This window comes from Shewanella sp. 10N.286.45.A1 (assembly GCF_041470405.1).
Classification (GTDB): domain Bacteria; phylum Pseudomonadota; class Gammaproteobacteria; order Enterobacterales; family Shewanellaceae; genus Shewanella.
Map to the genome: position 1 here is coordinate 1 of NZ_JBFRMK010000453.1, position 1,000 is coordinate 1,000.

Sequence of the window (1,000 nt, forward strand, 5' to 3'; positions counted from 1 at the left end):
CTACTCAAAAACTGATAAAGGGGCAAAAGGTTGATGTATGCTTCAATGGCTAGTATGAAAAGTTTCAATCTTTAATGTCTCAGGTTCAAACTTTATTGTCTGCCAACAATAAACGCTTGCTAGTTTTGCCTTCTCAGCCTTCTATTTTTGAGTACTTTTGCATTTAGCCAAAAGTTAAAAGTATTAAGGGTAAAGTAGCCAGAACCCAGGCTCTTGGGTGAAACAATACTACTGTTATTCTCTTGTTTTTTAGTACTCATTTGAAGGCTACAATAAAATTGACTTGTATTGGCTGAAACAATCCTGAAAATAAATGAGTAAGTCTTATTGTGAGAGAGTAAATAAGTGTCAGTTTTACAGATAACCTCTTCAATCTCTCCGGGCTTCAAAAGCCTATTTACGTTTATTACAAAGCTACTATTATTAATTGAGTTACTTTTACCTTCAGTTAGGTAAATTTTATCAATATAGATATTTTGATTTCCTGAAGATGAAATGAAGAACCTATTTTCATAATATTTTTCACCATTGTTGTTTTTCCAACTAAAATCAATGATTCGACAATCAAATTTCAATGTTCTCCAAATGTGCGTTTTAAAAAAAGTAATTAACGATAAAGTAAACGCTAGTAATGAAATGATCAAAGCCCAGCTTTTAACGTCCATAATTTCCATAACATATCCCACTTTGATGAGTTTAACCGTTCAAAGGCAAACGAACGTCTTTGTATTTTTGCGTATATTAGGTAAAGCACGCATGCACACTTAACGAACCTGTTACTTAAGCCTTGCCAATGTAAAGCCATTGATTAATAGGCAGTTTACCAGAGCATAACTAAATAAACGAGCACGAAAAATTGCAAGGAGAGCATAGATAATGATGTCTTATTGAAAGTAATCAGTAACGTCATTTATCGATTAGTAAAAATAGGTCTACAGGCTTTTACTTTAATTAGCGAGCTTATCGCCTGAAAATGATATTGGGGCAGAAATGTGTTACT

At 33.0% G+C, this 1,000-nt stretch carries 1 protein-coding gene; it reads right to left on the reverse strand.

The genetic code is table 11. The features are described 5' to 3' along the window. Nucleotides 1-119 precede the first annotated feature (119 nt). A complete protein-coding gene (locus AB4238_RS22365; RefSeq protein ID WP_372035833.1) occupies nt 120-674 on the reverse strand; it encodes a hypothetical protein in 555 nt (184 codons plus the stop codon). Nucleotides 675-1,000 lie beyond the last annotated feature (326 nt).

What these genes read in the sequence shown, in the direction of transcription:
- AB4238_RS22365 (WP_372035833.1), bottom strand. Translation starts at nt 674, where the DNA reads ATGGAAATTATGGACGTTAAAAGCTGGGCTTTGATCATTTCATTACTA.